Raw genomic sequence first — 1,786 nt, 5'->3', positions numbered from 1 at the left:
TGCGGAACCGGGGGCCACGTTGAGCACGTTGGTCAGGGTCACGTAACCGCAGCCGATGGCAGAGCCCAGCATCGCCGCGTAGAAGGGGTATTTCATCTTCAGGTTGACGCCGAACATAGCCGGTTCGGTGATGCCCAGCAGCGCCGAAACACCGGAAGTGGCCGCAATGCTCTTGAGCTTTTTGTCATGGGTGCGCAGCATGGCGCAGAGCGTGGCGCCGCCCTGGGCTACGTTGTTGCAGGAAGCAATGGCCAGCAGGAAGGAACCGCCGGCAGCCACCAGCTGGATATCCACCGGCAGCAGGCTGTGGTGCATACCGGTCATGGTCAGGGGCGAGTAGATCAGACCAAAGACCATGCCGCCTACCACGCCGAGGGAGTCATGCAGCCACAGCAGACCGTTGGTGATCCAGTCGCCGGCGGTGCGCATCACGCCACCCACCACCGTAAAGGTGAGGAAAGCGGTGATCAGCACCGAGAAGAGCGGGGTCACCAGGTTGTCCAGCACTTCGGGCACACGCTTGTGCAGCCATTTTTCGATCTGGGCCAGCAGGAAGGCGGAAACCAGCACCGGCAGCACCGTGCCCTGGTAGCCCACCTTGTCGATGGTCAGGCCGAAGATGTTCCACACCGGCACCGTACCGGCATTGACGGCATCACCGTAGCTGTAGGCGTTGAGCAAATCGCCGGAGACCATGATCATGCCGATGACGGCGCCCAGATAGGGGTTGCCACCGAACATTTTGGCAGCGGAGAAGCCAATGAGGATGGGCAGGAAGGAATAGGCGGCGCTGGCGCAGGTGTTGATCATGGATGCCAGGTCAGCCAGCCCGGGGTAAGCTTCCACCAAAGACTGCCCGGGGAAGAAGAGCCCGCTGGCGGTCAGCACGTTGTTCAGGCCCATCATAAGACCGCTGGCCACCAGGGCGGGAATCAACGGCACAAACACATCGGACAGCATCTTGACCAGCTGCTGTACCGGGTTCATCTTTTTATCGGCTGCTTTTTTGACCTCACTCTTGGTGGATTCCGCAATGCCGCCCAGCTGGATGAACCGCTTGTACACTTCATCCACCGTGCCGCTGCCGATGATGATCTGGAACTGGCCTGCGTTGGCGAACTGGCCCTTGACCAGGTCCACCTTGAGGATACCGTCCACATCCGCCTTGGACTCGTCCTTCAGCACCAGACGCAGGCGGGTGGCGCAATGGGCTGCGCTGATGATGTTCTCGGGCCCGCCAACCAGCTGAAGCAGCTGCTCGGCTGTGGCCTGGTAGCGTTCTTCTTTTGTCATGATGATTCCTCTCCTTCTAAAATTTCATAAATCGTCGCCTCGTAAGGGCGCAGAGACAAATGTTGCAGGTCGGCAAGTTCCGGCTGCGGGTAGTTGGACAGAATGGTCCGCCCGCGGCCCTTGCCGCAGAAGGTGACCTGCTTTTGGTGGAAGTTGCACACCACCAGCCAGGTTTTGCCGTTCCACCGTCGAAGATAGGCGTAAATATCCGGGTCATCCGGCAGCAGCGGTTCAAAGCTGCCCTGAGTCAGGATCGGCTGTGTTTTACGCAGAGCGATCAGTGCCTGATAATAGTAGAAGATGGAATTTTCGTCCGCCAACGCCTGCTCGGCATTGATGGCGGTATAGTTGGGATTCACCGGGTACCAGGGGGTTCCGGTGGTAAAGCCTGCCTGGGCGGTGGCGTTCCACTGCATGGGGGTGCGGGCATTATCGCGGGCTTTGGCCTGCAGGGAAGCCAGGATGTCCGCCTCCGCATAACCGGCGGCACGGC

The 1,786-nt window shown here is 60.0% G+C and carries 2 protein-coding genes; both read right to left on the bottom strand.

Annotated elements, in window-relative coordinates:
* A partial coding sequence (locus H6B10_RS14325; protein WP_204652218.1) for a sucrose-specific PTS transporter subunit IIBC occupies positions 1-1,293 on the bottom strand: 1,293 nt, incomplete at its 3' end.
* Positions 1,290-1,786, bottom strand: a 497-nt coding sequence (locus H6B10_RS14320; protein WP_204652217.1) for an alpha-glucosidase C-terminal domain-containing protein, incomplete at its 5' end; no start/stop codon positions are given. The genes H6B10_RS14320 and H6B10_RS14325, both read right to left, overlap by 4 nt.

Source organism: Gemmiger formicilis (genome assembly GCF_016901605.1).
Lineage (GTDB): Bacteria > Bacillota > Clostridia > Oscillospirales > Ruminococcaceae > Gemmiger > Gemmiger formicilis_B.
This window is presented reverse-complemented; position numbering and strand designations above follow the sequence as displayed.